Source organism: Sporosarcina sp. FSL K6-3508 (assembly GCF_038615825.1).
Lineage (GTDB): Bacteria > Bacillota > Bacilli > Bacillales_A > Planococcaceae > Sporosarcina > Sporosarcina newyorkensis.
In genome coordinates this window covers 2057416-2082365 of record NZ_CP152016.1, presented here as the reverse complement: position 1 = coordinate 2082365, position 24950 = coordinate 2057416, and the positions used below count along the sequence as shown (strand labels likewise).

The 24950-nt window shown below is 42.8% G+C and carries 21 protein-coding genes, 2 pseudogenes and 1 other annotated feature; of the genes and pseudogenes, 17 read left to right on the top strand and 6 right to left on the bottom strand.

Annotated elements, in window-relative coordinates:
- Positions 1-171: 171 nt before the first annotated feature.
- The 6 genes from MKX97_RS10235 to MKX97_RS10210 all read left to right on the top strand — a co-directional run bounded on the left by MKX97_RS10235 (position 172) and on the right by MKX97_RS10210 (position 9221).
- On the top strand, positions 172-648 hold the full coding sequence (locus MKX97_RS10235; protein ID WP_078816855.1) for a hypothetical protein: 477 nt from the start codon (positions 172-174) through the stop codon (positions 646-648).
- 500 nt (positions 649-1148) lie between these two features.
- Positions 1149-2552: a cytochrome ubiquinol oxidase subunit I gene (locus MKX97_RS10230; RefSeq protein WP_078816854.1), complete on the top strand. Its 1404-nt coding sequence runs from the start codon at positions 1149-1151 to the stop codon at positions 2550-2552.
- Entirely contained in the window at positions 2539-3555 is a 1017-nt protein-coding gene (gene cydB, locus MKX97_RS10225) for a cytochrome d ubiquinol oxidase subunit II (protein ID WP_009497613.1), read from the top strand. The genes MKX97_RS10230 and cydB overlap by 14 nt, the downstream gene beginning before the upstream one ends.
- Complete coding sequence (gene cydD / locus MKX97_RS10220) at positions 3555-5276, top strand: thiol reductant ABC exporter subunit CydD (protein ID WP_342535908.1); 1722 nt, start codon at positions 3555-3557, stop codon at positions 5274-5276. Before cydB ends, cydD begins: the two co-directional genes overlap by 1 nt.
- Positions 5273-7000, top strand: a complete 1728-nt coding sequence (gene cydC / locus MKX97_RS10215; RefSeq protein ID WP_342535907.1) for a thiol reductant ABC exporter subunit CydC — start codon at positions 5273-5275, stop codon at positions 6998-7000. Before cydD ends, cydC begins: the two co-directional genes overlap by 4 nt.
- Positions 7001-7232: 232 nt before the next feature.
- The gene (locus tag MKX97_RS10210) at positions 7233-9221 is read left to right on the top strand and encodes a methyl-accepting chemotaxis protein (RefSeq protein WP_342535906.1); all 1989 of its coding nucleotides are present in this window, start codon (positions 7233-7235) and stop codon (positions 9219-9221) included.
- A gap of 69 nt (positions 9222-9290) precedes the next feature.
- Here MKX97_RS10210 and MKX97_RS10205 read toward each other — a convergent pair whose 3' ends face one another.
- Both MKX97_RS10205 and asd read right to left on the bottom strand, forming a co-directional pair.
- On the bottom strand, positions 9291-9779 hold the full coding sequence (locus tag MKX97_RS10205; protein ID WP_078816850.1) for a DedA family protein: 489 nt from the start codon (positions 9777-9779) through the stop codon (positions 9291-9293).
- 17 nt (positions 9780-9796) lie between these two features.
- On the bottom strand, positions 9797-10576 hold the full coding sequence (gene asd / locus MKX97_RS10200; protein WP_009497609.1) for an archaetidylserine decarboxylase: 780 nt from the start codon (positions 10574-10576) through the stop codon (positions 9797-9799).
- A gap of 56 nt (positions 10577-10632) precedes the next feature.
- On the opposite strand from asd, the gene pssA reads away from it, so the two are divergent.
- From pssA to recQ, 5 genes and pseudogenes are all read left to right on the top strand, one after another.
- A complete protein-coding gene (pssA, locus tag MKX97_RS10195) occupies positions 10633-11166 on the top strand; it encodes a CDP-diacylglycerol--serine O-phosphatidyltransferase (RefSeq protein WP_009497608.1) in 534 nt (177 codons plus the stop codon).
- A gap of 200 nt (positions 11167-11366) precedes the next feature.
- Positions 11367-11656 (top strand): annotated as a pseudogene (gene tnpA / locus MKX97_RS10190) (IS200/IS605 family transposase); the annotation flags it as partial.
- 2 nt (positions 11657-11658) lie between these two features.
- A pseudogene (locus MKX97_RS10185) lies at positions 11659-12160 on the top strand (transposase); the annotation flags it as partial.
- 181 nt (positions 12161-12341) lie between these two features.
- Positions 12342-12758, top strand: a complete 417-nt coding sequence (locus tag MKX97_RS10180) for a hemerythrin domain-containing protein (protein WP_009497604.1) — start codon at positions 12342-12344, stop codon at positions 12756-12758.
- 31 nt (positions 12759-12789) lie between these two features.
- Entirely contained in the window at positions 12790-14562 is a 1773-nt protein-coding gene (gene recQ / locus MKX97_RS10175) for a DNA helicase RecQ (protein ID WP_342537503.1), read from the top strand.
- Positions 14563-14789: 227 nt separating this feature from the next.
- Here recQ and MKX97_RS10170 read toward each other — a convergent pair whose 3' ends face one another.
- The 3 genes from MKX97_RS10170 to MKX97_RS10160 all read right to left on the bottom strand — a co-directional run bounded on the left by MKX97_RS10170 (position 14790) and on the right by MKX97_RS10160 (position 17323).
- Positions 14790-15455 carry a queuosine precursor transporter gene (locus MKX97_RS10170; RefSeq protein ID WP_342535905.1) on the bottom strand — a complete coding sequence of 222 codons (666 nt, stop codon included), beginning with the start codon at positions 15453-15455 and terminating at the stop codon, positions 14790-14792.
- Between the two features lie 7 nt (positions 15456-15462).
- Positions 15463-15960, bottom strand: coding sequence for a preQ(1) synthase (gene queF, locus MKX97_RS10165; RefSeq protein WP_340759021.1), 498 nt, complete (start codon positions 15958-15960; stop codon positions 15463-15465).
- Positions 15961-16153: 193 nt separating this feature from the next.
- Positions 16154-17323 (bottom strand): MFS transporter, encoded by a 1170-nt coding sequence (locus MKX97_RS10160; protein WP_342535904.1) that lies wholly within the window; start codon positions 17321-17323, stop codon positions 16154-16156.
- Positions 17324-17581: 258 nt separating this feature from the next.
- Here MKX97_RS10160 and MKX97_RS10155 point away from each other — a divergent pair, with 258 nt between their 5' ends.
- From MKX97_RS10155 to MKX97_RS10135, 5 genes are all read left to right on the top strand, one after another.
- On the top strand, positions 17582-18568 hold the full coding sequence (locus MKX97_RS10155; RefSeq protein WP_342535903.1) for a diaminopimelate dehydrogenase: 987 nt from the start codon (positions 17582-17584) through the stop codon (positions 18566-18568).
- Between the two features lie 54 nt (positions 18569-18622).
- Positions 18623-19708 (top strand): M42 family metallopeptidase, encoded by a 1086-nt coding sequence (locus MKX97_RS10150; protein ID WP_342535902.1) that lies wholly within the window; start codon positions 18623-18625, stop codon positions 19706-19708.
- 128 nt (positions 19709-19836) lie between these two features.
- The gene (gene argF, locus MKX97_RS10145) at positions 19837-20802 is read left to right on the top strand and encodes an ornithine carbamoyltransferase (RefSeq protein WP_340759018.1); all 966 of its coding nucleotides are present in this window, start codon (positions 19837-19839) and stop codon (positions 20800-20802) included.
- A 120-nt stretch (positions 20803-20922) separates the two neighbouring features.
- The gene (locus MKX97_RS10140) at positions 20923-21381 is read left to right on the top strand and encodes a small multi-drug export protein (protein ID WP_342535901.1); all 459 of its coding nucleotides are present in this window, start codon (positions 20923-20925) and stop codon (positions 21379-21381) included.
- A gap of 243 nt (positions 21382-21624) precedes the next feature.
- Positions 21625-23247, top strand: coding sequence for a long-chain fatty acid--CoA ligase (locus MKX97_RS10135; RefSeq protein WP_342535900.1), 1623 nt, complete (start codon positions 21625-21627; stop codon positions 23245-23247).
- Positions 23248-23308: 61 nt separating this feature from the next.
- Here MKX97_RS10135 and sspI read toward each other — a convergent pair whose 3' ends face one another.
- Positions 23309-23524 carry a small acid-soluble spore protein SspI gene (sspI, locus tag MKX97_RS10130; protein ID WP_009497593.1) on the bottom strand — a complete coding sequence of 72 codons (216 nt, stop codon included), beginning with the start codon at positions 23522-23524 and terminating at the stop codon, positions 23309-23311.
- Between the two features lie 79 nt (positions 23525-23603).
- Between sspI and MKX97_RS10125 the strand changes: the two genes are divergently transcribed.
- Complete coding sequence (locus MKX97_RS10125; RefSeq protein ID WP_342535899.1) at positions 23604-24374, top strand: RNA methyltransferase; 771 nt, start codon at positions 23604-23606, stop codon at positions 24372-24374.
- A gap of 52 nt (positions 24375-24426) precedes the next feature.
- Positions 24427-24664, top strand: a binding site (T-box leader).
- The last annotated feature ends 286 nt before the right edge of the window (positions 24665-24950 follow it).

Sequence of the window (24950 nt, the reverse complement as noted above, 5' to 3'; positions counted from 1 at the left end):
TAATAATTATCATCTGATAACTATTACTGTTAGATATAAGTTATTAAATGATATATATTATATCTTAATTTTTAGCTTGCTGTTTGTCTAGAAAAAGGTATCGGCTAACGAAAAAAGTTGCAATGAGGTATAATAACAAAAGAAATAGTTTGAAAGAAAGGATGTTAATCGATGAAATCAACGAGTAGATTGTTCGTTTTGCTTACCGTACTTACCAGCTTATTGCTTAGTGCATGCAATGATGAAAAGAATGAATCAGAAGAAAAACCCGAAGTGAATAAGCCGCAGGAGGAAAATGTGGTAATCCCAGCATTAACAGATGAAGCTTTTTTTGAGCAGGTACATAAGAAATTAGAGACAGCAGGTTTTGAAGTGAGCGAACCGATGGAAGCAGATGTGGAACTATTCGGAGCAGTAAGCGGCATGACACTTATAGTGAATAAAGAAGCCTTGATGCCCCTTAATCTTTACAAATTATCACCTTCAGATGAACGTTTATCAGAAGTCGACAAAACGGGCTATTTAGAGGTGACAACTGAAACAAAACATGAACGCCTAGCAGCCAAACGAAAAGATCACTTCATTATATATCTGCATAAAGGCCATCCGGATTACGAGAAAGTGATGGAAGTGTTGGACGAGTTGTAATCTATAGAGAAATATTATCCCATAAGGCTGTCACTGAAAGTTGCAATTGTCTTTCAGTGACAGCCTTTTCTTTTGTTATTGAGCAATGGAAGCTGGAGAAAGGAACAGAGTTTTGTTGAATCGCACTAAAATGCCTCCAGTCTGAACCAAAAAACATACCGTTCTAAACCACCACCGAAAGAATCACTCCAGCCGCACATCCAAATTACCTTCCCTTAAGTAATTGTCTCAAAGAACAACATTCTTTCGTTATACAAAAACCAGAGCCACGCAATACTCGAATTCATATGACTTTTTTGCCTTGATTTCCTGATAAAGGTAGCCGTTTTAAGGAATTCGCAAGGTCTGAACTTGTTGTTACAAAGCCGCCATAACTTCTGTACAATTCGGACATAAGTTTGCAGCTTTGTAACAGGAACTACGCAGATTGTTCACGAACTCTTTTTCGAACTACGTTATTGTAGGTAATAGAAACAAAGATCGAAAGGAGATCATGGAAAATGGAGGAAGTTCTATTAGCAAGAATACAATTTGCATCCACCACACTATTCCATTTTATTTTCGTACCACTGTCTATTGGCTTGGCATTGGTTATTGCGATCATGCAAACGATGTATGTGGTGAAAAAAGACGAAATCTATTTAAAAATGACCAAATTTTGGAGTGTGTTCTTTCTCATTAATTTCGCCATCGGAGTGGTGACCGGGATCATTCAAGAATTTCAATTTGGCATGAACTGGTCTGCTTATTCTAGATTTGTAGGGGATATATTTGGCGCCCCACTGGCAGTTGAAGCATTATTGGCATTTTTCCTGGAATCCACCTTTATCGGAATTTGGATTTTCGGATGGAATAAGTTACCGAAAAAATTACATTTAGCGTGTATTTGGCTTGTTTCAATCGGCACAGTTATGTCTGCGTTTTGGATATTGGCGGCCAACTCGTTCATGCAAAACCCAACAGGCTATGTATTGCAAAATGGGCGGGCGGAAATGAATGATATTATGGCCGTTCTGTTGAATGAGAAGTTATGGGTTGCATTTCCACATACGGTTTTCGGCAGTTTCGCAACCGGTGCATTTTTCGTAGCAGGGGTCAGCGCATGGTATTTGATTAAGAAACGTAAAGTGGACTTCTTTAAAAAGTCACTGACCATTTCATTGGTCATCGGCATGTTGTCTGGCGTGGGAATTGCATTCTCCGGACACTCTCAAGCACAATACCTAATGCATGCACAGCCAATGAAAATGGCAGCTGCAGAAGGATTATGGGAAGATAGTGGAGACCCTGCTGCGTGGACATTGTTTGCGAATATTGATGTGGAAAATCGTGAAACGACTAGCCGCATTGATATTCCATACATGTTGAGCTACTTGACGTACAGTGAATTCAAAGGAAAAGTCGAAGGTATGAATGCACTGGAAGCGAAAATGATTGAAAAGCACGGAGAAGGCAGTTATATTCCTCCTGTAAAAACGACATTCTGGAGTTTTCGTATCATGGTCGTGATGGGCGGCGTGCTCCTCGGACTAGGTACAGTAGGACTGTTTCTCATGTATCGAAAAAAGATTGCCGAGTCGGTTTGGTTCTTGCGTTTACTGATCGCGGGGATATTCCTGCCGTTTATTGGTAACTCGTTCGGATGGATTATGTCGGAAATGGGTCGTCAGCCGTGGGTAGTGAATGGCTTGATGAAAACAGCAGATGGCATTTCACCGAACGTTTCGGCCGGACAGATTCTATTTTCGCTCATATCATTCTCTACAATCTATACAATCCTAGGTATTATCATGGTTGTGTTGTTCGTAAAGTTTATCCAGCGAGGACCGGAAGAGAGACCAGAAGCGGATGTTTCCGCAACAGATCCGTTTGATACAGGAGGTGCCGGACATGCCGTTAAGTGATATTTGGTTCATATTGATAGCTGTCCTGTTTATTGGGTTCATATTCTTGGAAGGCTTTGACTTCGGTGTCGGGATGAGTACGAAGTTTTTGGCGAAAGATGATACCGATAAACGGATCATCATCAATACGATCGGCCCTGTCTGGGATGCCAATGAAGTATGGCTGATCACCGCTGGAGGCGCCATGTTTGCGGCATTTCCTCATTGGTATGCAACAGTCTTCAGTGGATACTATCTGCCTTTCGTTGTTCTATTGCTGGCGCTGATCGTCAGGGGAGTAGCATTTGAGTTCCGTGGAAAAGGTGACTCGGAAGCTTGGGTCAAAACTTGGGATTGGGCGATTTTCTTTGGAAGTTTGCTGCCGCCTTTCCTATTCGGTGTATTTTTCACGAGTTTGATACAAGGATTACCGATTGACAGTGAAATGAATATGTATGCAGGATTCACTGACTTCATTAATGTCTATACAGTAATCGGCGGTGTCACTTTTGTTATGTTGTCGTACTTGCACGGGCTTTTATTCATCGGTTTGAAAACAGTAGGCAGCTTGCGGGAGCGAGCCAATTCCGCAGCTCTTAAGGTGTATGGGCTTACAGGGGTGGTTGTCGTACTGTTCATGGTTTTCACCTATATAGATACTGGTGCATTTTCAGATCGGGGAACGATTCTAGTCCCGTTGTACAGCGTGGCCCTAGTATTGTATGGTTTATTATTTTTCTTCCTGAAAACAAAGCGGGAAGGCCTAAGTTTCACCATGACAGGATTAATCTTAGTGATTGTCATGGCTAGCTTCTTCATTGCTTTGTTCCCGAACGTCATGATCAGTACAATGGATCCGGCATTTAATATGTCGATCGCAGAAGCGGCTTCAGGAGAGTATTCACTGAAAATCATGACGATCGTAGCATTTACTATGGTGCCAATCGTTTTGGCGTATACAATCTGGAGTTATTATGTGTTCCGTAAACGATTGACAGGTGATAAGGAGCATCTAGAATACTAATGGATAAATACTTGCTTCGATATAAAGGAAGTAAACAAGTGTTGGCGTTGATTGGACTACTAACTGTAGTTCAGTCAATTGCCATCGTTTTCCAAGCAATTTACTTGGCGAAAGCCATTACACAATTGTTCCATGGTGCCGAAGGAAGTATTGCACTTCGGTCATTTGTGATTTTTATCGTTGCCAACAGCATTCGCCACCTCATTCAATGGGGGAAGGAGCGAATTGCATATAGATTTGCCGATCGAACAGCGAAGGATTACGAACAGCAATTGCTGCGCAAGATTTTTACGATCGGTCCTCAAGCTGTCGGAAAGTATGGTTCGGGTCATCTGGTGACACTTGGGCTAGAGGGGGTTCCAAAGTTCCGTAAGTATTTGGAGTTGCTCTTACCGCGTTCTCTCTCAATGGCGATTGTTCCATTTGTGATTTTGGTCTATGTTTTTACACTTGATAAAATGTCCGCGATCACATTGCTTATCGTTTTGCCGATCTTGATCATTTTTTTAATTCTGATTGGAATGGTCTCTCAGAAAAAGATTGATGACCAGATGGATACGTATCGATTGCTATCACGACATTTTGTTGATTCATTGCGCGGTATCGTCACGTTAAAGTATTTAGGCCACAGCCGTGCTCATGAGCAGTCTATCGCAACGGTCAGTAATAAGTATCGTATCGCGACCAATCGTTCGTTGCGCTACGCATTTCTATCGTCTTTTTCATTGGATTTCTTTGCAAGCCTATCGGTGGCTGTTGTAGCGGTGGAGCTCGGATTGCGTTTGATCAATGGCCAGATGTTGCTTGAACCATCTTTAGCAATTTTGATTTTAGCGCCTGAATATTTTTCTCCTGTACGGGAGCTTGGAAATGATTTTCACGCAACCGCTGACGGTAAAGATGCAAGTATGCAAATTCACGCTATTTTAGAAGAGGCTGAGCCAGAATCGCTTGTTTTAGAAAAAACAATTCGACGCTGGAATGCTGAATCTTCATTAGAGCTGAAAAATCTAGAGGTCAAGATGGAAGAACAGACTATATTTAAAGGTCTTACTATGAAAATGCAGGGTTACGGAAAAGTGGGGGTAATTGGCCATTCAGGCGCAGGAAAATCCACATTGATCGATGTATTATCGGGTTTCGCAGTGCCGACCGGTGGGGCTTGCTTGCTGGATGGGCAAGAGCTGCCTCACTTGTCGACTGCGGAATGGCAAGATCAAGTCGCCTATATTCCGCAACACCCAACGATATTTCCAGATTCAGTAATCAATAATATTCGCTTTTATGAGCCCGATGCATCGTTAGAAGAAGTGACGGAAGCCGCGAAAAGAGTTGGCCTTGATCAGTTGATCACGACTTTACCGAATGGTTACGATGAACGGATTGGCGCAGGCGGACGTTCATTAAGCGGGGGAGAAGAGCAACGGATTGCAGTCGCGCGTTCTTTGCTCCAACGTCGCCAAATTTTATTGTTTGACGAACCGACAGCACATTTGGATGTGGAGACAGAGCATGAATTGAAGCAGATGTTATTACCCTTACTTGAAGATAAACTCGTTGTGTTTGCGACGCATCGAATACATTGGATGCAAGATATGGATACGATCATTGTGCTGGAAAATGGCAAGGTTGTAGAGACGGGTTCCCATGAAGAGCTTATCGGCGCGGACGGAGCCTATTGTCGACTGCTGGAAGCACGCGGAAAGGGGCATGCAGTATGAATCTTTACCAACATCATATTTTTCCGTATGTCCGTAAATATAAGAAGACATTGTGGTCCACAATCATTTTAGGCGCATTGACGATCTTGTCTGCGGCGATGTTAACATTCACTTCAGGTTATTTGATTTCGAGGACATCTGAACGTCCCGAAACAATTTTGCTTGTCTATATTCCAATCGTAGCGGTTCGGACGTTTGGAATTTCGCGTGCTGCTCTTCGCTATGTGGAACGGTTGCTTGGCCACAATGCGGTTTTGAAGATTATTGCTGATATGCGTGTTCGTCTTTACCATGTGTTGGAGCCGCAAGCATTGTTCATTCGCTCACGCTTTCAGACCGGTGATTTACTCGGTACACTTGCGGATGACATCGAACATTTGCAAGACGTCTATATTCGAACGCTATTTCCGACAGTCATCGGTTTATTCCTCTATAGCTTTTCGGTGATCGTGCTGGCGGTATATGATTGGAAATTCGCACTCGTTATGGCACTATGTCTTGCAGTTGTGGTCTTCATCTATCCGATGGCTTCTCTTTATTTAATGAAGAAAAACCAGCAACAATCTAAAAAGCTGCATAGTCAATTGTACAACACAATGACCGAAGGAATCTTCGGTCTGCGCGATTGGATTATCAGTGGGCGCAAAGAACAATTCTTATCAGCTTTCCAAAAAGAGAGCCATGCAAGTCACGAAATCGATAAGAAAATTGCTTATTGGCAACAATCTCGAACCGTACAACTTCAGATTTTCTCAGGTATTCTTGTATTGGTAGTTGGTGTGTGGGCTGGTCAACAAGCAGCGGATGGATTTTTGCTCCCTACATATATTGCAGCCTTCACTTTGGTGACATTGCCAATTTTGGAAGGATTGATTCCAGTTTCGCATGCAGTTGAGCGCATGCCTGCCTATGATGCATCCTTACAACGTATCGATCGCATACATCAACAGAGTCAGGAATATGTGCAGCTGCTTGAAATGCCGAATGAACATCTTGATGTTACAATTGAACTCCAAAATGTTCGTTATCGCTATGAAAATCAATCAGCGGATGCAGTAAAGAACATCAACCTTTTCATTCGACCTGGTGAAAAAGTTGCAGTGCTAGGTAAGAGCGGGGCTGGAAAATCTACACTGATCCAATTATTGCTTGGCACACTCGAGCCGACTGAAGGCGACGTCCATGTCAATGGTCAACCAGTTAGTAAGTATGGAGATTCCGTGTATGACGTAATGAGTGTGTTGAATCAAAAACCGTATCTATTCGCTACGACTGTAGAAAATAATATGAAATTGGGTGATTCCCAAGCTGCCCTTGAAGACGTCAACCGAGTAGCTGAACAAGTAGGTTTGCACGAATATTTACAGTCTCTTCCTGCAGGATTGAAAACTCAGATGGAGGAAACAGGGCAGCGTTTTTCTGGCGGTGAACGCCAGCGAATTGCGCTTGCAAGAATACTGCTAAAGGAAACACCAGTCGTCATTTTGGATGAACCGACTGTAGGGTTAGATCCGGTGACAGAATATTCTTTGGTTGAGACGCTCCATCAATCTTTGCAAGACAAGACAGTCGTATGGATTACCCATCATTTGATGGGTATGGAGAAAATGGATACAATCCTTTTCATGGAGGACGGGGAAATCATCATGCAAGGAACGCATGAAGAATTGCTCAGTATGAATGAACGGTATCGCCAGCTGTATACAATGGATCAAGGATTATGAAGAACAACTAAATTGGTAACAAAACGTCTGGCATAATGCTAGGCGTTTTTTCTCATATCATAACGTGGTTGGATGTCTAGCGTAGATAACGGTCAAATATATAGTAGTAGTTTACTAAAAATTTTGTTATTGTTTTTTCTTTCCAATAAAACTATAATAGAAAGTAGGATAAATAGACTAATTCAACTAGTGCGATCAGCATACAAAAGAAAAAAGAATCTAGGGGTGCTGTATGAGAACGATTGGTTCTAAACTTATTTTGTCAATTGTGTTACTAGTAGTTGGAGGAAGTGTGTTGCTTGGCTTTTTTACTGCGCAAAACAGCTCGAAAGCTCTTTTGTATCAGTCTGAAATTACATTGACTGAAAAATCCAAAGACACTTCAGATTATATCGATGAACATTTCAAAAGAAAATACTTGGAAATTGAAGCACTTGCAAAAAGTCAGGAAGTAAGAAGTATGGATTTTAAAATACAATCAGAATATTTGGCAAAACAATTGGACAGTCAATCAGATTATCTAACTTTTGCAATCGTAACAGCCGATGGAATTTCGCATTATCTTGATGAGACGACAGCGGATTTAAGTGACCGTCCATATGTGATTGAGGCATTTAACGGGAAAACAACTTTATCCAGCTCAATTATTAGTCGTGTAACAGAAGAACCGGTTTTCATGATGGCGACACCCATTTTAACAGAGGACAGTGAACCCGCACTTTTATTAGGGCGTATTGATGGAGATTATTTAAGCTCTATCGTAGAAGGAGTTACATTCGGAAAGAATGGGTATGCCTATATTTTAGATGAAAACGGCAAATTCATTGGTCACCCGGATAGAACATTGGTGAACGATGAAATCAACTTTTTAAATTTAGTAGAAGAGTCAAAGAAACAGTCTGATAAAGGGAGCAGAATAAAAGAGATACTGACCCTAAATCAAGGTTTGATCAACTACTATTATAAAGAGAAGGATCGCTACGTTGGATTTGATACAATGGAAAATGGGTGGAAAGTGGTTATTGCTTCTCCAATGGAAGATATGCTAAGCGGTATGACGCAATTAAAAAAAGATTTCTTTATAGTAGTAGTGGTTATTATTCTTTTAGGGATTATAATTGCCTATTTCATGGCCAGATCGATCAGTAAACCAATTCAAGTGGTGAAAAGCATAGGCGAGCAAATTGCGGAAGGGAGTTTTTCTTATGAAATACCTGCACGTTACTTACGGAGAAATGATGAAATTGGCTCACTGTCTCATACGCTAGTGAGGATGACGGACAATATGAAAGATATGATCGATAACGTGCGCAACGGGGCTGAAAATATAGCGGACTCCTCACAGTTGCTCGACCGAAAATCCGAGGAAGTGACCAAGATGTCAAATGACATTTCATCTGCGATCGAACAAGTGGATCACGGTTCCGAAATGCAAGTGCAAATGTCCGAAGATAGCGCACGAGCGATGGAGGAAATGTCTACAGGTATTCAAAATGTGGCAGAAATTGCGGCTAATATTGCGGGCAACTCCGATTATATTACAGAGCGTGTGAGTGAGGGGCATGTAGCGGTCCAAACTTCCGTACAACAAATGAATAGTATACAAGCGACAACTGCCCAATCCACCAACGCTATCCGACAATTGGCAGACGAAGCATTGGAGATCGGACAAATATCTAAAATGATAACGGATATTTCGGAACAGACCAATTTACTTGCATTGAATGCTTCGATTGAAGCTGCACGAGCTGGAGATGCCGGGAAAGGATTTGCTGTCGTTGCGAGTGAAGTACGTAAACTGTCCGAGCAGACAGCAGATTCTGCTTCACAAATTAATCGTCTGATCGATAGCGTACAATCTCATACGGGAGACGCAGTGAAAGCTGCTGAACAAGGGGATGCTAACGTCATAAAAGGATTGGATGTGATCAACCAACTAGGCGATCGCTTTGAGGAAATCGTTCGTTCCATTGCACAAATCAGCAATGATATTGGGGAAATGAGTGCCGTTTCTGAGGAGATGTCAGCAAGTTCAGAAGAAGTCAGTGCGGCGATGGAAGAAATGGCGGCTACTGCAAGAGATGCATCCGATTATATCGGCGAAGTGACGAATGCAGCCAATCGACAGCTCGTCACAGTTGAAGAGATGGATCAGTACACGAACCGCTTGCTTTCATTGGCGGAAGATTTACGATCCTCTATCGATAGATTTACAATTTAATACTCCAGCTGGAAAAAGCGTATTCGAGACCCCACTCTCGAATACGCTTTATTTTTTTACAGTAAAGATTTAGAAAAAAGGCAGTCGAATGAAATAGCCGAGAAGGATGCAAATCATTGTCGACACGATCACACCTGGAATTGCGAATAAAATATAACGTCTTACGCTCATCCCGCTCATTCCTGAAACATAACAAACAAAATGGCGCATACCCGGTAAGAAATAACCAATCGTTACTGCCCAAGAACCGTATGCCATAAACCATTGCTCCACCTTTTGCATACGATGGGGCGAGAGGAATAAATAGCGGCCGAAACGATGAACGAGCGGCTTGCCAATCTTCCTTCCGATCATATATGTGAACAATGTTCCGACCATTACACCGGAAATCGTGAAAATCATTGCAAATACGAAATGAAATGTCCCGGCAGATGCTAAATAACCAGCAAATGTTACGAGCAATTCATCTGGCAGCGGTAAACCGAAAATACCTAGCGCCAAAAAGAAAAAAATGGAGAGATATCCATACTGCGCTATATATTCTTGAATCTGTTCCATTAGAAAACCTCATCTATTTAATATTGCCACTCTCCGATTTTATCACCGACCTGCACTTCTGTAAAAGGTAGATTTAGCGGAGCGAGAGAGTTTTTGTTTTCAATGAATAGAATCACGGTAGAACCGAATGCAAAGTGACCAAAATCTTCACCCTTCACACAGTCCTTAGAAGAATCTGCAATACGAATACTATTGACATTCAACGCACCGACCTTAACGATCGCAACCCGGCCACATGCAGTTTCCAACTCTGAAATGATCCGATAGTTTGAGGAGAACAGCTCATCTTTCATTCGAATTCCTAAATCGTTTACAGGATAGGAAGTCGTTCCTAATGCATAGCGACTGACCAACTTTCCAGAAACAGGGTAGTGGAAATGATGGTAATGCTGAGGGGATAGGTAAAACAAATAATAATAACCATTTTGATAAGGTTCTGCTTTACTTGTATCGCCGAAAAGGTCCGTAATACTGTAGTTTTTGTCCTTCACTACAAACTGCTGTTGTTCATTGACAGGACCTGAGTAGCTCAAGACCCCGTCAACTGGTGAAATCAATGTGTTCGGATCGTTATCAATTGGCCGGCTGCCGGCTTTCAGAGACCTCGTGAAAAAGGCATTCAAACTTTTATATTCATTCATTGGGAATTCTGCTTCCTGTTGCTGAATACGATAGAATGAAGAAAATGGCTTGATCAATGGCTTACTGATTGCGGAGGCAGTGAAGTTTTTTATAATTGAAGAACTGATCGGATGCCCCGTCAACTCGACAAATGTTTTAAAAATATGTTTTTTCATCTTTTCATCCCTTCTGTAAAGGATTATAATGGATTAGTCAGTGAGGAGGCAATGAAATGTTTTCATTCAGATATTTTGATTATACTAAACTCAAATCACAATTGGCGAATATTATTACACTTTTCAATTTAAGTTTAGGAATTATAGCAATATTACTTGTGTTAAAAGGACATGGGCATATGAGTTTGATGTTCATATTCTTTGCAGCTATTTTTGATCGATTCGATGGGATGGTGGCAAGACACTACAATATGGAGTCTTTATTCGGTAAAGAACTTGATTCGCTAAGCGATTTAGTTTCATTTGGGGTAGCACCGGCTATTCTCATCTATGACGCTGCTTTGTCACAAACATTATGGATTGGTTTATCTGCAGTGCTGTTTTATATTTTAGCCGGTGCTGTGCGATTAGCTCGATATAATGTCGAAGAGTTTGACGGCACGTTCTTCGGCTTACCGATTACGGCTGCCGGTGTGCTGCTGACTTTGAGTTATTTTGCAGTACCGTATATTCAACCGCCATATTTTGTGATCTTCATGGGATTGCTCGCATGGCTGATGGTGAGCCGAATCCGAGTCGCGAAAGTCTGAAATACGTCTTGCAGGGAGTTTTCTGCAAGGCTTTTTTTATTTGGTAATATTATGTGTGTTGATTAACCAATGTTTCACTCATCTTTCTGTCTTTATTTAACATTCTCCGAAAGAAGTCTCCCTCTTCAAGCGTGTGCAAGGCGAAGCCCAACGGTAAGGGGGGAAGAATTTCGGCTGGTGATAGAGGGAATGATGTATCAATGAATTTGGATAGCAACAATCATTCATTGTTCTTACTGTATTATCATCTCGTGAAGGCCGTCAAATACCGCCGAAAAGCGATGGACGATGTGATCTCGGATTATGCAAAAATTACATGATTTCTTTAGTCGAATGGAATCATGATCAGAATCATGTCCACATATTTTTCAAGGCTCACCCAAACACTGAACCCTCGAAATTTATCAATGCTTACAAGGGTGCGAGTTCGAGACGTATCTTTCCAGAAATGAAGAAGAGGCTTTGGAAAGAGTTTCTTTGGTCGAGAAGTCCAATCACTCTCGCTTATATCGGCAGATACAAGAAAAACTTTCAAAGGAACAGAAAGTCCTTTCACGCAGAACGAAAGGTTCCGCTTGATACAAAAAACAGCGAATCAAAGTCGCTGCACTACATGAGCAGGTGGCGAATCAACGAAAGGACTTCTTACACAAGAAATCTCGTCAGTTGGCAAACAAATATGATTGTGTCGTCATCGAAGCCCTCAACATGAAAGGGATGTCGCAATCCCTTCACTTCGGTAAAAGTGTTGCGGACAACGGATGGGGAATGTTCACCACGTTTCTGCACTATAAGTTGGTGAAGCAAGGAAAGCACCTTATCAAAATCAACAAGTGGTTCCTTCAACTAAAACCTGCTCAAATTGCGGACATGTAAAAAGGTTGCCCTTTCTGAACGACTCTACTCCTGTGCGTGCGGGTTCGAATCTGATAGAGATTGGAACGCCGCCATCAACAGCCGAAATGATGGGAAATTGATGGTAGCATTACCGTGAAATCAAAACAAAAACTCTTGGAACAAGAGGGGTAGCTCGGTCAGTTTTCGTTGGCTAGTAAAAGCAGCGATAAGTCGAGAAGCCCCCACTTCAAACAACCTGAAAGGGTGTTAAGTGGTGGGGAGTTCACGTGTCTCTGCAATTCTGTTATGATTAGGGAAACGATGAAGGAGTGGTTGATATGTCAGGACCCGCTTTAAGACAGCTGCATTCACATCGAGCAATCCATGAAGGCGGCCTATCAGGTGCCGTGATGAAGACGGAAGATTTGGTGGGTTTTCTAGAGCAAGGTGAGCAGGAAATGGTCAATCAAGCGTGCGATGATTTAATAGATTACTGGAAAACGAGAGTGATCAGCCATGCAGATGCCGAAGAGGAAGGTTTCTATAAGCAAATCTTAGCTGAGAATCCAGAGCTCGAACGAGAAATTATCCAATTGACACGTGATCATGATTTGATGCGTTTAGTAGTACAAGATATCGAAGCATTGCGTGAGAAGGATCCGCAAGTGACACCGGAAATCATGCAGAAGTTTTATGGCTTGATGGTAATCAACGAATTACATAGTCGGGAAGAAGAACGGTTATTATTTCAATGAAACAAAATAGCAATTCGGGAAGGAGGCGGCGATCATTCACGATCCATTAGACATATTAGCTAAGCATTTTGGATATTCAGAGTTCCGGGAAGGCCAACAGCGGGTCATCGATCAAGTGTTACAGGGCGATGATACGCTTTGCGTCATGCCTACAGGCGGCGGAAAGTCCATTTGTTACCAAGTGCCTGCTCTTGCGATGGAGGGCACAGTGCTCGTCATTTCGCCGCTCATTTCATTGATGAAGGACCAAGTCGATGCACTGCACCAATTAGGTATCCCTGCGGCCTATATAAACAGCACATTATCGACAGAAGAGTATTTCGGTACGATGGATAATGCAACAGCAGGCATGTATAAGCTTTTATACGTTGCTCCTGAGCGTTTGGAGTCTGAATCGTTCCTGCATCAATTGCAGAAAATGAATATTCCGTTGATTGCGATCGATGAAGCGCATTGTATTTCGCAATGGGGACATGATTTTCGTCCAAGCTATCGAAATATCCATCGTATTCTAGACTATTTAAACAGGCGGCCGATTATTCTTGCTTTGACTGCAACAGCGACTCCGGAAGTTCAGGATGACATTTGCCAGCAACTCCACATCCCGCCTGTCAGCCGCGTCGTAACAGGATTCGAACGGAGCAACTTAGTGTTTTCAGTAGTCAAAGGACAAAACCGGGATCAATTTGTCAAAGATTATACGCAGAAGAACAAAAGTGAATCGGGTATCATCTATGCAGCTACGCGAAAAGCAGTAGAGCAAGTATACTCGACGTTAGAGAAAAATGGTATTGCGGTTGCAAAATATCATGCAGGCTTGCCGGATCAGGAACGACAGCATCAACAAGATCGTTTCATAATGGAAGAAGCGCGCGTCATGGTGGCGACAAATGCGTTTGGAATGGGTATTGATAAGTCCAATATAAGATACGTTATTCATTACCAAATGCCAAAAAACATGGAAAGTTATTATCAAGAAGCCGGAAGAGCAGGCCGGGATGGGCTCGATAGTGATTGTTACCTCTTATTCTCTTCGCAAGATGTGCAGACGCAGCGTTTCCTGATCGAACAATCACCTGATTCCACGCGTGTTTCGAATGAAATCAAGAAGATGCAGGTGATGGTCGATTATTGCCATACTGAAGGGTGTCTTCAAAAGCATATCATCACATATTTTGGTGAAAACGATGCAGAAGACTGTAAACGATGCGGAAATTGTACTGATACGCGAGAGCAATTTGATGTCACAGTCGACACGCAAAAAGTTCTCTCTTGCGTGATCCGGATGGGACAGCGATTCGGAAAAACTATGGTCGCACAAGTATTGACAGGTTCGAAAAATAAAAAACTGATGGAATTTAATTTTGATCAGCTGACGACGTATGGCCTGATGAAAGAACGAAGTGCCAAAGACGTTGCGGATTTCATTGAGTTTTTGATTTCGGAGAATTATTTGCAAGTGGAAAGTGGTCCTTTTCCGATCATTTTTGTGAGTGAAGAAGGGAAGGATGTACTTCTCGGGAAAGTGAAAGTGTGGCGTAAAGGCGAGATGGTCACGACCGTTGTGGCTAAAGACGATCCATTATTCAATGAGTTGCGTGCGCTTCGCCTGAAATTGGCACAGGAAGCAGGAGTACCGCCATTTGTTATTTTCTCGGATAAGACGCTGCGTGATATGGTGGCCAAAATGCCGGCAACCGACGATGAATTGCTGACGGTACAAGGGGTCGGTGAAACGAAGTTAGAGCGCTACGGCGACGTGTTCCTAGAAGCCATCCTATCCTTTTCAGCTCAACAAGCATAAAAAAGAGCCGATTCAATCAATTTTTGATTGGATCGGCTTCTTTTAGTTTTGAATTGTGCTTGGGCCAGCAGGATGTAGCTCATGCAGGCGTTGCCACAGGACGTGGCGTTCTTAGCCTGCGTACTCCTATTGTTCAGCGAGCATTTGAATACCCGAAGAACAGGAAATAACACCACATTCGTTTCATCTCCTATAGTGGCGAGAGGTTTCTACTGAATAAAGATAAATTATTGATTTGAAATCACTGCGTCCGAATTAGTTAATAGGCGAGAGTTTTTTTCTTTTCTCGCTTCGATTCGACGACATATAGCGACCAATAAGTAGACAATCGGTGTATCGACTAAAGCAACAACGAATTTGAAAATATATTGCGTGCCAATCAGTACAAGTAAAGCGCTAATCGGCATAATACCGTAGAATGCAATCGTGATGAAGATTACGGTGTCGACCAATTGACTAGTCATGGTAGACGCATTATTACGGATCCATAGTTTCTTCTCACCGTGTTTTTCTTTAAGTTTATGGAAAATCGTGACGTCTAGATTTTGACTGACAATATAGGCAGTCAAACTCGCGAGCGTTACACGAAAACCTGCCGAAAAAATCGTTTGGAAAGCTTCTTGGTCCTGATATACCGGCGCGGCAGGCAAATTGATCGCAAGCCAGATGAACATACTGGATAAAAGCTGGGCAAATAAACCAGTGAGCACAGTTTGACGCGCGACTTCCTTACCGTATGTTTCTGTTAAGACATCTAAAATAGGATATGTACAAACATAGACAATGGCCGCTGCCGGCAACACGATCCAGCTTCCGAAACTGACTAATTTGACCGCCAAAATATTTGAAAGAATGAGTAGACCGACAAATGTTCCGCTTAAATAGTATCTCATTGTTCCATCACCGATTATCCACTTTCTCAGGATACAAATCGTGTTGGAACAAGCGCTGCTCCGCCATCTGTTCAAACTTTGTGCCAGGCTTGCCGTAATTACAATACGGATCGATCGATAAACCACCGCGCGGTGTGAACTTACCCCATACTTCAATATAACGAGGTTCAAGTAAGTTGACCAAATCCATCATGATTGAATTGACGCAGTCCTCATGGAAATCACCGTGATTTCGGAAACTGAATAAATAGAGTTTCAGTGACTTACTTTCGACAAGTTTCGAATCGGGAATGAAGCTGATATAGATTGTCGCAAAATCGGGTTGACCGGTTTGAGGACATAGTGAAGTGAATTCCGGGCAATTAAATTTTACGAAGTAATCACGTCCCTGGTGTAAATTATCGATGGATTCCAGTAAATTTGGATTGTAGGAATAATCATAGACCGTATTCTGATTTCCTAGTAATGTTAAGTCATGCAAAGTTGATTCATCTCTTCCTGCCATTTAAAAAAACCTCCTGTGTAAGTGGTCAGGGAGGTTCATAGACGAGGTAAATTTACTTATTTATTTCTGCAAAAATGCTGCTAAAATAAAAAAAGCCATGTCAATGGACATGGCGAAAATTCATCATCCATAGTTTTTTATAGAGGGTCGCTATGAACCTCTCCCAGACGGGTTATTCATTTCTATCAAGACATTACTGGATTGTCGTCGTTTTGTCAACAGGCTGTATATCTTTTCGTAGACCAATAACCGTAAAAACTCCCGCTAGGAACAAAATGCCACTTGCGAGCATAAACGCATGCTGAGACCCTAAGTCCAGAATACCGATTGCACTGGATCCTACTACGACTCCAAATGAAAAGAATGCATAGAAAAAGCCATATGCCTTCCCTCTGGTTTCAGGTTTAGTAGAATCAATCAGCAATGAATTGATGGAAGGGAATAATAAAGCAAAACCCATGCCGTAAACAATCATGGCTGTCAGCATTAGGGACAATTGATCCACTTGCGATAAAAACAGCATACTGGCGCTCATTAGAAATAACCCGATCGCCAATGTCAACATCGGTCGCGCAAAGTCAAAAATTCGGTTGACCGGCAAAAGGAAAATCAGCACGGCAACAAAACCGAAAACGCTTAGCAGCATACCGGTCGTTTTGGCATCATACTGTAGAAACTCAACTTTTAACGGAAGGACCAATGCTAAAACGCCTTGAGAGAACATCAAGAAGAAAGCACCGAGAAATGCACGGATAATTCCTGGGTGGCGAAAAAATGCCAATGGCTTCACTGCTTTTTGTGTTTCCGTTTTCACTTTCCTAACAAATGTAAACGAGCGTAAAAATAGGAAAGCTCCTATCGTCAACAGAACCATGAAGGTCCCGTTAATTGCCATGATCGTCACGACACTTGTATGGACAGAAACGATACCGCTGTAAGCAGGTCCGAAAATGGCTGCCAACCCAACAAAAGCACCTGAAATCGCTGCATTGCGTCCTCTTTTTGAGCGCTCAGAACCGTTCGCAAGAAAAGTGAATGCTGCCGGAACGATCAAACCTTCTGTCAAACCATGCAGGAAACGGACACCGATCAATGTCGCGGAGCCTTCAATCAGCGCATAAGAAAATAAAGATAAGGCAGAAGTGAGCAATCCAAACAGCAATATGTAGAATGGACCCTTTCGATCGGTCAGAATCCCCGAGATAATATTTCCGAAAACATTCGAAAATGAATAGATTCCGACTGACAAACCAACAATAAATGAAGAAGCGCCCAGCGAAGTCGCAAATGGACTAATAACAGGGAGCTGTGAAAATAAATCGAAAAACGAGAAGAAGACAATTAAATAAACAAAAAAGCGCATTATGAACCCCTACTTTTCAAATAATTCAACTGCCCCTATTTTACCATGAATCTCTATGAAATGAACGAAACAGCTCAACAATCACAGACGTCTTGGCGTAATTGCGTCCAGATTTTGAATTGCGCTAGCACGATCCCTTTTTCGAAAACTGCGGCTGTCGACATACGCTTATCTTAATTCGGAAAAATATTCGCAATCTATCAACCTTCACGGTAAAATGAGAAAGGTAAACAAGAAAGTAGAAGGGGATGTGTATTCTTGAATAACAAAATACGAGTAGGAATCGCTGGATACGGAAATCTGGGACGCGGCGTAGAGTCCGCGATTAGTCAAAATGAAGATATGACGTTGGTTGGTGTATTTACACGGAGAGAGCCAGTGGACGTGCAATTGCTGTCTGATCAAGTGCCTGTTCATAAATTGGACGAAATTGAATCATTCAAAGACGATATCGATGTGCTGATCCTTTGTGGCGGTTCTAAAAACGATTTGCCAGAACAAGGACCTGCATTGGCCAAACACTTCACAACAGTCGATAGTTACGACACGCATGCCAAAATTCCAGAATATTTTGCTACCGTCGATGAAGTCGCACAAGCTGCAGGAACAACGGCCATCATTTCAGTCGGCTGGGACCCGGGCTTGTTCTCGATTAACCGTATGTTGGGCGAAGCGATTTTGCCAGAAGGCGAAACGTATACGTTCTGGGGCAAGGGGCTAAGTCAAGGACATTCGGATGCGGTGAGACGAGTAGACGGAGTCAAAGCAGGCGTTCAATACACATTACCGGCTGAAGACGCAATGAATCGTGTACGCAATGGTGAACTTCCTGAACTGTCCACAAAAGAAAAACACACACGCGAATGTTATGTGGTCTTAGAAGAGGGGACTAGCGAAGAACAAGTTCGCGAAACGATCGTCACGATGCCGGATTACTTCGCGGACTATAATACAACGGTCAACTTCATTTCCGAGGAAGAATTGCACCGTGATCATGCGAAAATGCCGCACGGCGGATTTGTCATCCGAAGCGGGAAAACAGGTGAAAGTACAGACCAAGTAATAGAATTTTCCCTGAAATTAGACAGCAACCCTGAATTCACGTCAAGCGTATTAGTAGCCTACGCACGCGCAGCTCACAAACTACAGCAAAAAGGCGACACAGGCGCGAAAACTGTTTATGACATAGCACCGGGCCTTCTTTCTCCCAAGTCGCCAGCGGAGATTCGTAAGGAATTGCTGTAAATACACCTATTCAGGACACTTTAGAAATTTAAGAACTAGGAGGAAGAGCCTTTTATGAAACTAGATGAAACGTTAGAAATGATGAAAGACCTGACGGATGCTCGAGGCATTCCAGGAAACGAACGGGAAGCACGGGACGCTATGAAAAAACATATCGAACCGTACGCAGACGAAATCGATCATGACGGACTTGGATCGCTGATCGCGAGTAAGACAGGTGACGTAAACGGCCCGAAAATCATGATAGCGGGTCACTTAGATGAAGTAGGTTTCATGATTACACGGATTGACGACAAAGGTTTCATTTACTTCCAAACAGTAGGTGGCTGGTGGTCACAAGTCATGCTTGCACAACGTGTATCCATCGTAACTCGGTCAGGAGAAACGATCACGGGCATCATCGGTTCAAAACCGCCGCACATCCTAACACCGGAAGCACGCAAAAAGCCAGTCGACATTAAAGACATGTTCATTGATGTTGGCGCTGTATCGAAAGAAGAAGTCCTTTCATGGGGCGTCCTTCCTGGAGATATGGCAGTGCCATACTTCGAATTCACAGTCATGAAAAACGAAAATTTCCTATTGGCAAAAGCCTGGGACAATCGAATTGGCTGCGCAATCGCGATTGAAGTAATGAAGCGATTAAAAGATGAAAAGCATCCAAACCAAGTCTATGGCGTTGGCGTTATTCAAGAAGAAGTCGGCTTGCGCGGAGCTAAAACCGCGACCAATAAAATCCAGCCTGACATCGGTTTCGCAGTCGATGTAGGAATTGCTGGTGATACACCTGGAGTTTCTGATAAGGAAGCTGTTGGAAATATGGGAGAAGGACCTCAAATTCTGTTATATGATGCTTCTATGGTGTCGCATACAGGCTTACGTAATTTTGTCGTAGAGACAGCAGAGGAAATCGGCGTCCCATACCAATTCGCGACAATGTCGGGCGGCGGAACAGATGCTGGATCCATTCATGTAAGCGGGACTGGAATACCGACACTGGCAATCTGTATTCCAACTCGTTATATTCATTCGCATGCGGCTATGCTGCATCGAGCAGACTTCGAAAATACAGTAAAACTATTGGTTGAATTAATGAAGCGCTTGGACTCCGAAACGGTTCAAAAAATCACATTTGAATAATACTTTCTAGACGACAGCGATGCCTTTTCAGGTATCGCTGTTTTATTAATAAAAATTCATTTGACTTCATAATTATACATATGTATACTAATGCATAATACTTTAAATGGATGGTAGGGGATCGGAAAATGGCGACTAATAATCAAACAAAAGCGATGATAGAAAAAGAAACGTTAAAGGGACGCGACTTCTTGACATTATTGGATTATTCCAGTGAAGAAATCGCCTATTTATTACAACAAGCGTATGATATGAAGCAAGACACATTGGCTGGAACTATGCCTCCTGTCCTGGCAGGCAAGACGCTTGGCATGATTTTCGAAAAACATTCAACACGAACTCGTATTTCATTCGAAGTCGGCATGATTCATTTAGGCGGACATGGAATATTCATGAACGCGCGTGATTTGCAAATTGGCCGTGGGGAGTCTGTTTATGATACGGGGCATGTGCTGTCTGAATTTTTGGACGGCGTTATGATTCGTGCGAAATCCCATAAAATGGTGGAAGAGTTGGCAGAGCATACGTCTGTACCAGTAATCAATGGATTGACAGATATATTCCATCCTTGTCAAGCGATGGCGGATTTATTGACAATTAAAGAAGTGAAAGGTGATTTGAAAGGTTTAAAGCTTTCCTACATCGGTGATGGCAATAATGTTGCGCATTCATTGGTCATTGCAGGAGCGCATATGGGAATGCATGTGGCAGTTGCTACGCCGGAAGGCTATGAATACAATGCCGGCCTTCTGGAAAAGGCGAAAAAGATTGCAGAGAAGAATGGCGGCAGCGTTATTTCAACGTATGATCCAGTCGAAGCTGCTTCTGAGTCAGACGCGATCTATACAGACGTCTGGACGAGTATGGGGCAAGAAGAAGAAGCTGCAAAACGTTTGATCGATTTTAAAGATTTCCAGATAAATGATCAGCTAGTGGGCCATGCACACAAAGATTATGTATTCTTGCACTGTCTGCCGGCACACCGAGAAGAAGAAGTTGCAACGTCTGTAATCGATGGACCGAACTCATACGTCTTCCAACAAGCGGGCAATCGTTTGCATGCACAAAAAGCGATTTTAGCTTCTTTATTATAAGAATATAAAGAAAACCGGACTGCTTTCCCTGTTGATCGGGAGAGTGGTTTTTTTGTCGTGATGTTTAGATGAACATTATTTTGTTATAATACGATCAATTGAAATCGAGGAGGAAAAGCTTTGTTGACCTATTTACTCGTATTTTTGATAGCAGCTGTTCCTGGATTTGAAGTGTTGGTGGCTGTCCCGTTAGGTATCTTGCGCGGTATCCCGCCAGTTTTAGCTGTAATCATTGGTTTTGCTGGTAATGCTGCAACCATTTTACTAGAGATCATTGTATTCCAGAAGTTGAAAGAATGGTGGGAAAGCAAAAGGAAAAAAGATGTTTCGATGCCTTCCAAACGTACTGTTCGTGCTGAGAATATTTGGAGACATTACGGGATTCCGGGTCTTTCCTTACTTGGTCCAATTTTAATCGGCTCTCATCTTGCTACATTCTTGGCATTGGCACTTGGCTCGACAAAAAAACAAACTGCTTTCTGGATGTTAATCAGTCTAGCTGTTTGGGCAATTATATTTGGGATCCTGTCGGTGCTTGGTGTAGACATATTCTCTTGGATGAGGCAAAAATTCATTTAATATTCAAATAATGGTAGACAGAATAGTTTGATAATGTGTATACTATGTCCATAAAGTAAACTTAAAGTGTCATTGCAGGAATTCATAGTAGACCTCATCGGCGCATAGAGTACATCCGGGGAAACAAACTCCATCCCATTGCGCATAGATGCTTTTCATTTTAGACGATTGGACAAGCAGATGTTCAGTTGGTAAGGCGATGGATAATGATTTTCACTTCTAAATTAAGAGGAGCGGATGGATATGATGCAGACACCACTAATTTTGTCATCATTTATTAAAAGGGCAGAACGATTTTTTCCAGAAAAGATGGTTATCTCACGTACTGGAGAACAAACAATTCAGCGGTTTACATACCGAGAATGGGCAAAGAGGACACGCAAATTATCGAATGCCTTAACGCAGCTAGGAATGGAAAAAGGAACAAGGGTTGGTACCTTTGCGTGGAACCATCACCGTCATTTGGAGGCATATTTTGGCGTGCCTTGTACAGGTGCGATCCTTCATATGATCAATATTCGATTATCACCCGAGCATATTGTCTACGTCATCAATCATGCAGAAGATGAAATCCTTCTCGTCGATGAAGATTTTCTCCCTCATTTTGAAAAAATGGCACCCATGTTGAAATCCGTTAAACATATTGTCGTAATGAGTGACAGCAAAGATTTGCCCGAAACATCACTTGAAAATGTCCATTCTTACGAAGCGCTGCTCGAAGCTGCTTCCGATGAATACGACTATCCTGAAGACTTGGATGAAAATACACCTGCGGGATTATGCTATACATCTGCGACGACAGGGAATCCAAAAGGTGTAATATACACGCATCGCGGATTGGTGTTGCATAGTTACGCGCTTGGCCTTGCGGATGCAATGGGGCTTTGCGAGCGCGATATCGCTATGTCCGTTGTACCGATGTTTCATGCAAATGCCTGGGGCCTTCCATTCGCAGGCGTCTTTTTTGGAACAACGCAAGTGCTGCCGGGACCAGGCTTTAATCCGGCGGTTCTCTTAGACCTGATTGAGGCAGAAAAAGTAACGATTACTGCCGGTGTGCCGACCATCTGGCTCGCTGCACTGAAAGAATTGCAACAAAATCCACGTGACCTCTCTTCATTGCGTGTCATTGTCTGTGGTGGTTCGGCTTCACCAAAGGGACTAATCCGTGCATTTGAGGAAAAATATAATATCCCGTTTATAGTTGGTTACGGAATGACGGAGACAAGTCCGCTTGTCAGTTTATCTGTCCTCACTTCATCGATGAAGGATTTGACAATGGACGAGCGAATTGAAATCCGTGCTTTACAAGGGTTGGTCATGCCGGGACTGGATATACGAGTAGTCAACGAAGAAGGTGAAGTGCCGTGGGATGGCAAAACGATGGGCGAGTTGACGGTCAAAGGACCATGGATTGCAAGTGAATACTATAAAGATGAACGAACAGAGGAAGCATTTAAAGACGGCTGGCTCTACACAGGGGATATTGCGATCATGACCGAAGATGGTTATCTGAAGTTAATGGATCGAACGAAAGACTTGATAAAAAGCGGTGGCGAATGGATTTCATCTGTAGATCTGGAGAACGCCCTTATGACACATGAATCGGTTTATGAAGCAGCCGTCGTCGCGGTGCCTCATGAAAAATGGATGGAACGCCCGCTTGCCTGTGTAGTATTGAATGAAGGTGTCACGGAAGATGACAGCAAGAAAGAAGAACTGAGAGACTATTTAAAAGGTCAATTCGCCAGCTGGTGGGTTCCGGATGAAGTGCTCTTCGTTAAAGAAATCCCGAAGACTTCGGTAGGGAAGTTCCTGAAAGCAGCATTGCGCGATCACTTACGAGAACAGTATTCAGTCAATTAAACAGCACAGTAAAAAATCCTCCGCTTTTTACAAAGTGGAGGATTTTTAGCTGTTGTTCGATTTATTGCGCTTTAGCGAATGCTTGAGACAACTCATTTGTCATCGCATCTTTTTCCTTATCATCGGCACGCTGCCAAAGCTGTTCGAAAAAAACGCCGAGGCCTGGTAACAAATGTTCTTCGCCCCGCTGAATTGCATCATCGATTACACTGCGTACATCCTGTGAACTATTATTCGTCATATTTGCGGCAATTGCATCGCGTATTTGAAAATTCATTTCATCAACCTCCTACCTTCATCTTTTCCACAACAGTCGCTAAATATACGCGCGTTTGGTACACTAAAAAGAAAAAAGGATGTACAGCCTCTTGAATAAACGTATAGAATCCACACAAAATTCATTAGTGAAACATTGGAAGAAATTAGTGATGACACGGAAAGAACGAGATCAAACAAATGAGTTTCTCGTAGAGGGATTCCATCTCGTCGAAGAAGCATTAAAACACAAGGATTTAGTCATTCAATTGCTTGTGAGAGAAGATTTTGATATTCCTGCTCATTGGGATGTACCGATCATCGAATTGACGGCCGCAGTCTCCAAGGAAATTTCGGAAACCGAACAAACACAAGGTGTCTTTGCCTATTGCAAACAACCGCAATATGACGAAGCAGACCAGCATGAATGGAAACGGCTTTTATTGATAGACGCTGTGCAAGACCCTGGCAATATCGGAACAATGATCCGCACTGCAGACGCAGGCGGCCTCGATGCCGTAGTTCTTGGCAAGGGCTGCGCCGATCCGTTTAATCCGAAGACTGTGCGCTCTGCACAAGGGTCACACTTCCATATTCCTGTCGTGCGTGGTGAATTAATGCCATGGCTGGAACGTCTGAAATCGAATAATATTCCAATCATCGGTACCGGTTTGCAGGAAGCAGTCTCTCTTAATGAAATCACTGCACAATCAGAATTCGCCTTACTTGTTGGCAATGAAGGTAGCGGCGTAGACCCGGACCTTCTTTCAAAAGCCAATCAAGTAGTAAAAATCCCGCTCTATGGGCAGGCGGAATCATTGAACGTAGCCGTCGCAACAGGTATTTTGCTATACACGCTCCGCGATCATTGAGTTGACTGTTGAAGGCAATTGTCTTTTACGGTATACTACAAGATGAATCATACAAACAGCAACGACCGGGAAAAGTACATGGCACAGCACGTTCTTAGGGATTTCACACCTCGACTGAAAATGTGAAAAACGTCGCCCCATCGAATTCACCCTGCGAGCTGCACGCTAGGACCAGCAATGTAAAAGCGTGCCGGCAAAGGACCGTTATTCCAAATCAAGTGATTTTGCATCACATTCTTCAAGATGCGAACTAATCAGGGTGGTACCGCGAACTCGACCTCGTCCCTTTTACAGGGGCGAGTTTTTTGTTTTTCGGAAACTATACAAGTTGATTTGTTTTTTTATTCTTTAGATAGTTTTTCTTGATTTGAAGAATATCTAGTTGATTGTAGTGGAAGACGGCGACTCCAGCGGGATTAGCGGGACAGGTGAGACTCCACAGGGAGCAGAGCGACCGAGGAGGCTCACCGCCCGCCCCGCGGAAAGCGTCCGTCTGGAACGGAAATCAACGGTGCTTAGCAGCCAATCCATCTTACATAGTTTTAAACCACTATTGAACTCAAGAGAGGAGCTATG